This is a genomic window from Pseudoalteromonas arctica (assembly GCF_012927645.1).
In the GTDB taxonomy this organism is placed as follows: domain Bacteria; phylum Pseudomonadota; class Gammaproteobacteria; order Enterobacterales; family Alteromonadaceae; genus Pseudoalteromonas; species Pseudoalteromonas arctica_A.
The window spans coordinates 1-6,201 of sequence record NZ_JABBMT010000056.1 but is presented as its reverse complement, the minus strand read 5'-3'; the positions used below and the strand labels follow the sequence as shown (position 1 = coordinate 6,201).

5 protein-coding genes, 4 tRNA genes and 1 pseudogene are annotated in these 6,201 nt (G+C 43.1%); 1 reads left to right on the top strand and 9 read right to left on the bottom strand.

Features of this window, described 5'->3' with window-relative positions; translation table 11 throughout:
• The 8 genes from HHO47_RS18530 to murB form a co-directional block, all read right to left on the bottom strand.
• The coding region (locus HHO47_RS18530; protein ID WP_211183693.1) for a GTP-binding protein at nt 1–352 on the bottom strand (352 nt) is incomplete at its 3' end.
• Nucleotides 353–486: 134 nt separating this feature from the next.
• Nucleotides 487–562 (bottom strand) — tRNA-Thr (locus HHO47_RS18525).
• A 12-nt stretch (nt 563–574) separates the two neighbouring features.
• Nucleotides 575–649: transfer RNA gene (locus HHO47_RS18520), tRNA-Gly, on the bottom strand.
• A gap of 45 nt (nt 650–694) precedes the next feature.
• Nucleotides 695–779: transfer RNA gene (locus HHO47_RS18515), tRNA-Tyr, on the bottom strand.
• A gap of 39 nt (nt 780–818) precedes the next feature.
• Nucleotides 819–894: transfer RNA gene (locus HHO47_RS18510), tRNA-Thr, on the bottom strand.
• A 120-nt stretch (nt 895–1,014) separates the two neighbouring features.
• Nucleotides 1,015–1,710 carry a type III pantothenate kinase gene (locus HHO47_RS18505; protein WP_169021630.1) on the bottom strand — a complete coding sequence of 232 codons (696 nt, stop codon included), beginning with the start codon at nt 1,708–1,710 and terminating at the stop codon, nt 1,015–1,017.
• Nucleotides 1,707–2,699 (bottom strand): bifunctional biotin--[acetyl-CoA-carboxylase] ligase/biotin operon repressor BirA, encoded by a 993-nt coding sequence (gene birA, locus HHO47_RS18500; protein WP_169021629.1) that lies wholly within the window; start codon nt 2,697–2,699, stop codon nt 1,707–1,709. The genes HHO47_RS18505 and birA overlap by 4 nt, the downstream gene beginning before the upstream one ends.
• The gene (gene murB, locus HHO47_RS18495) at nt 2,696–3,706 is read right to left on the bottom strand and encodes a UDP-N-acetylmuramate dehydrogenase (RefSeq protein ID WP_169021628.1); all 1,011 of its coding nucleotides are present in this window, start codon (nt 3,704–3,706) and stop codon (nt 2,696–2,698) included. Before murB ends, birA begins: the two co-directional genes overlap by 4 nt.
• A gap of 143 nt (nt 3,707–3,849) precedes the next feature.
• Here murB and HHO47_RS18490 point away from each other — a divergent pair, with 143 nt between their 5' ends.
• Entirely contained in the window at nt 3,850–5,694 is a 1,845-nt protein-coding gene (locus tag HHO47_RS18490) for a M1 family metallopeptidase (protein WP_169021627.1), read from the top strand.
• Between the two features lie 32 nt (nt 5,695–5,726).
• Here HHO47_RS18490 and HHO47_RS18485 read toward each other — a convergent pair.
• A pseudogene (locus HHO47_RS18485) lies at nt 5,727–6,074 on the bottom strand (DUF2057 family protein); the annotation flags it as partial.
• Nucleotides 6,075–6,201: the final 127 nt, after the last annotated feature.

The window sequence follows — 6,201 nt, the reverse complement described above, 5'->3', positions numbered from 1 at the left end:
CACGCGTTTGTGGCATAGGGCCATCAGTCGCAGCAACAACAAGGATAGCGCCGTCCATTTGAGCAGCACCAGTGATCATGTTTTTAACATAATCGGCGTGTCCAGGACAATCTACGTGTGCGTAGTGACGAGTCGGCGTATCGTATTCAACGTGTGAAGTTGAGATTGTGATACCGCGCTCGCGCTCTTCTGGAGCGTTATCGATTGATGCGAAATCTTTAGCAACACCGCCGTATACTTTTGCAAGTACGTTAGTGATTGCTGCAGTTAGGGTAGTTTTACCGTGGTCAACGTGGCCGATTGTACCTACGTTTACATGCGGTTTTACGCGTTCAAACTTTGCTTTTGCCATGACGGAACCTATCAGTTTTGTGTATCTAGATTACATATGAAAATAATCCACCAGAGGTAGATTAAGTTAAATTTTTCAAATTTCAAATAGTATTTTCTGACAGATAAAGGAAGTAATCAAGAAGATTCTAAGACTGGTGCTGATAGGCAGAGTTGAACTGCCGACCTCACCCTTACCAAGGGTGCGCTCTACCAACTGAGCTATATCAGCAACACCAGAAACTGGAGCGGGCAGCGGGAATCGAACCCGCATCATCAGCTTGGAAGGCTGAGGTAATAGCCATTATACGATGCCCGCGTTAGCAATCTGTTCTTAAACTACCTCTAACCGTCAAGAATAAAGTGGTGGAGGGAGCTGGATTCGAACCAGCGAAGGCTGAGCCGTCAGATTTACAGTCTGATCCCTTTGGCCGCTCGGGAACCCCTCCACGATAATTCTTTACTAAGCACTTTCGGTAAAAGGAAAGTGGTGCCGACTAACCGAGTCGAACGGTTGACCTACTGATTACAAGTCAGTTGCTCTACCAGCTGAGCTAAGTCGGCACTGCTTTAGTACGGGGCGAGATATTAGAGGAAGGTTCGAGGTGATGCAACAAGAAAATTAAAAAAAATGTGATTTTATGTGCCAAATGCTCACAAATCAGGCAAAAGCGCCTATTTTTGTTAATTTTTGCTCAATTCGTACCATTGATTCAAACCTTTCATCACTAGATGCGGATCATAAATCGCACCACAGAAATGCCTTTGTAATAACTTTGCGTAGCCACCGGCAAAAATTAATTGTGGTTTTTTCGCTGTGGTATGTAATTTAGCTTGCTCAATCGCGCCAATAGTTGCCACTAAAGCACCATTTTTTAATCCGTTAGGTGTATTCACGCCTAGCTGATTACTAAATTCTGCATTCACATCATCAAATACCCGCTGCGTATTTTGTGTTAGTGAGTGGGTCATTAAATCTAAACCAGGCAAAATCCAGCCCCCCAAATGTTGCCCTTGTGCACTCAGTACATCAATTGTTGTCGCCGTACCTGTATCTATAACAATGCAATCTTGCTGTGGCCATAATGTAAAAGCTGCAATTAACGCAAGCCAGCGGTCGATACCTAAATTTTCAAACTGTTGATAAGCACATGTTAAGCGCCCCAGCTCTTTGCTCACTTTGGCTTCAAAACAGGGCACGCAGTACGAATCAGCCTGCGAGAGTATATGGTGCAGCTGCTCACTTTTTCCGACACACGCATAAACCAGCTCGTTAATTTGCCGCCAAGGTAGCGCACTAACATCACACGGTTTGATTTCACCTTGCTGGCATAACGCGGCTTTAAGTGCTGTATTACCTACATCGATTAGTAATCTCATTGAACTGCCTTGCGTAGTGAAATTTCACCACCGTAATAACTTTTAACCTCACCATCTTGGCGAATACGAATACCACCTTGTGGATCTATGCCTTCACAGATACCACGCCAGCTTCTATGCCCAGTATTTAACTCCACACACTGCCCTGCAAAGGCATTGAGTAAATTCCATTGTTGGTACATATCGTGTAAGCCTGTTTGACTGTATTGTGTCAATCGTTGCTCAAGGTGATAAGTTAAATATGCCACCAGCTGATTTTTATCAATCTGTTGCCTGTGCTGGCTCAAATCAGTCCACGCTTGGTCGATTTGCTGGCTGTAGCTTGCGGGCATTTGCAAATTAATACCGATGCCTATTACCAATTGACATGGCCCTTGGGGCTGTCCATCTAATTCGACCAAAACACCTGCGAGCTTTTCTTTATTAAGATAAATATCGTTTGGCCACTTGAGTTCAATATCTAACTGATACAATGCTTTTAAGGTATCGTAAACGGCTAAGCCTACTGCGATAGACATACCCATTGCGGCTTGCAGCCCGTCATCTAAGCGCCAAAAATAACTATAATATAAGTTCGCACCAAATGGAGACTGCCAAACGCGTCCGCGTCGCCCACGCCCTGCTTGCTGCATTTCTGCGACGACGACAGTGCCTGAATCCAGTGTTTGTTTAGCCGCAATACGGCGCATTAACTCACTGTTGGTCGAATCAATGATCGGATGCACCTCGATCTGTGCCGTACTGGCGTTCAAGTCTTGATAATATTGCTGGATCTTATTTTGCTCTAACAAGCCCACGGAGTTATTAAGGCTATAACCCTTACCGCTAACTTTAAAAATATCCAGTCCTATCGCTTGTAAACTTTGCATATGTTTACTCACTGCGGCGCGACTAATACCAAGTTGTTCCCCCAGCAATTGCCCAGAAATAAAGCCACCTTGATTAAGTGCATTTAAGATTGCTAATTTATTACCATCCGGCGCCTTCATGCTAAATCTCCTAAAGCAATATGGCATTCAGCATCATTATTCATCAAGCGAACTTCGTGCTGTAACCTTATTTGATAACGTTGCCATATTTGTTGCTGAATATGTTGAATCATTTTAATTAGATCACTGCCTTCACTGCCACCATGATTAACTAAAACTAGCGCTTGTTGCTGATGTACTTCAATTCCTGCGATCCGATAGCCTTTTAAGCCTGCTTGTTCTATTAACCAACCTGCTGCTACCTTATGATGGTCATCATCATAAAAATAATGAGGTAACGGTGGGAAGTGTTTCAATAATTCATTGAGCTGCTGATTGGTAATTATCGGGTTTTTAAAAAAACTACCCGCATTAGCCAGTACATATGGGTCAGGTAATTTGCTATTACGAGTTTTAATCACTTGCTCAAAGACAGTTTGCGGGGTTACCTGTTCGAGTTGCTGCAAAGGGCCATAACTTAGCTCTGGTTGCCACTGTTTTGGTAACGCCAATGCCACCGTGGTGATCACCGCTTTATTTTTTAATGAGTGCTTAAAGATTGAATCACGATAACCAAACTGACACTGTTGCTTGTTTAAGCGTTTTATTTGCTTAGTCGCAATATCAAAATATTCGACATACTCAACATACTTGGCCAGCTCAACACCATAGGCACCAATATTTTGTACCGGAGCCGCCCCCACAGTGCCGGGAATAAGCGCTAAGTTCTCAAGGCCAAATATCCCTTGTGCCAATGTATTAGTGACTAATTGATGCCAGTTTTCCCCAGCTGCAACAGCAAGCAAATAATCATACTCACGCTCAGTAACCGCCACCCCTCCAGTGGCCATTTTAATTACAGTGCCTTGATAATCATTTAAGAACACCGTATTGCTGCCTTCACCTAAAATACAAAAAGGCGTACTAAATGCTACCGATTGTAATTGTGCAATATCAGTAATTTCAAATAACTCTGAGCACTGACTCGGTAAAGAAAATGTATGAAAAGCTTGCAAAGAGAGAGCCACAAAATGCCCCAAAGGTTAATTGTCACTAATCGCGCTAGTGTAACTCTTAGTCGCAAATGTTGCACTAGATTGTAAAAAATGCTCAAACATGAATCGCAATCATGATATAAAACCTGCACTTTTTATTCGTGTTTAGGGTATTTATGAAAATCAAACCTCTCTTTTTAAGCCTCGCTATGGCTGGAGTGTGCTCTCAAGCAATGGCCAATGCCATTGATCAAAACTCCTATGCCAATCTTGATGACGTAATCACTACGCATTTGAATCTTGATTTAGATGTCGACTTTGCTGACAAGCAGTTAGAAGGTTTTGTTGAGCATACGTTACAATGGCAAAATGCCGACAGCAAAACATTGGTACTTGATACCCGTGACTTAGATATTGATAAAGTAATGTATCAAGATCAAACTGGTGGCTGGCATAAAGCAAAATTTACCCTTGCTGCACGTGATGATGTTAAAGGCTCAACGTTAACTATTACTTTTAAAAACCAAGCAGCAAAAGTACGCATTTACTACAATAGCCGCCCAGAAGCATCAGGCTTACAATGGTTAACACCTGAGCAAACAGCCAGTAAAACGCATCCGTTTATGTATAGCCAATCGCAAGCAATTCATGCCCGTAGTTGGATCCCAGTACAAGATACCCCAGCGATGCGTGTAACTTACTCGGCGCGGATTCATACGCCTAAAGATGTTCGTGCGGTAATGAGTGCCGACAACAAAGACGCGCTTTATAAAGATGGCGATTACATTTTTGATATGCCTCAAGCAATCTCACCTTACTTAATTGCGATTGGCGCTGGTAATCTAGAATTTAAAGCTATGTCACGCCAAACCGGTATTTTTGCTGAACCGACCATTTTAGATGCATCAGTTGCTGAATTTGCAGACACGCAAGCGATGATCGATAAAACAAGTACCATGTACGGTGAATATGCTTGGGGCCGTTATGATCTATTAATGCTACCGCCGAGCTTTCCTTTCGGTGGCATGGAAAATCCACGTCTGTCGTTTATCACTCCGACGGTTGTTGCTGGCGATAAAAGCTTAGTTAACTTAATCGCTCATGAGCTTGCTCACTCTTGGTCTGGCAACTTAGTAACCAATGCTACATGGGAAGACTTATGGCTGAATGAAGGTTTTACCTCGTACGTTGAAAACCGTATTATGGAAGAAGTTTATGGTCGTGACCGTGCGGTTATGGAGCAAGCGCTTGACGCTGCGGGCCTGCGTGCTCAACTTAAAACTATTGCAGCGCCAGATACTCGCCTTAACTTAAAACTTAATGGCCGCGATCCGGACGATGCATTCAGCTCAGTACCTTACACTAAAGGTCAGCTGTTTTTAATCTATCTTGAAAACAAGTATGGTCGCGACAAGTTCGACCCATTTGTAAAAGCCTATTTTAAAGAGTTTTCATTCAAATCTTTGACCACCGCAGAGTTTGTTACTTACTTAAAAGCGAACTTAATTGAACAGTATCCAGGTGTTGTTAGCATGGATAAAGTAAACGAGTGGATTTTTCAGCCTGGCTTACCGAGCGATGCACCAAACCCAACCTCAGATGCATTCGATAAAGTAGATAGTGCAACAGCAGCATGGTTAAAAGGTGAAACAACAGCCGCACAACTACCTACTGCAAATTGGACTGTGCATGAATGGCTACACTTTTTAAACAACTTACCGCGCGATTTAAGCATTGAAAAAATGACTGAATTAGATGGTGAGTTTAATTTAACCCAATCAACCAACGCAGAGCGTGCTTTTGCTTGGTTTATGCTTGCGGTTGGCAATGGCTATCAACCTATCTATCCAGCACTTGATAAACACTTATCGGGTATTGGCCGTCGCAAGTTAATCGTGCCGCTATACAACGCTCTGATCACTAATGGTAAACGTGAATGGGCACATGACGTATACCTAAAAGCGCGCCCGGGTTATCACCCACTTGCACAAGGTACTATTGACGACTTGTTTGCTAAGTAATAGCTAAATAGCTCAAAATTAAACAAGGGCGATTAATTCGCCCTTTTGCTATTTATTGTAACTTTATCAATAAAAGCTTGCTGCTCTTGAGCACTGGCTTGTTGCCACCAAAAATCTAACATGGCGGCAGCACTAGGCGCAGTAGGTGCCTGGCGAGAAACTGGAGCTTGTAAATTAGCAGCATTAGGTGCAGCTCTGGTTGTTGATGCTGCTGTAGGCGCTACTTGCACTGTCGCAACTTGAGAGCTAGCACTACTTGTCAAATCAGGCTCAGCTATAATGGCTAGCGGCGTGCCTAATGACTCCCCTTTTGCTTGTAAGCTCACTTGCGGCGCTTCTGCAAAAACTTCTGCTGCTACCGCATTATCAGCACGGTTAAACTGTTGTTCCGCACCCCTAATTTGAATTAAACTCGCTCATTAAATAGCCACTTGATTTGCTTTTGTAAATAAAAGCTTGACGCAGAACCCTAGGTTTGATCTATTACTCTCTTTTGAGAGCCTAATT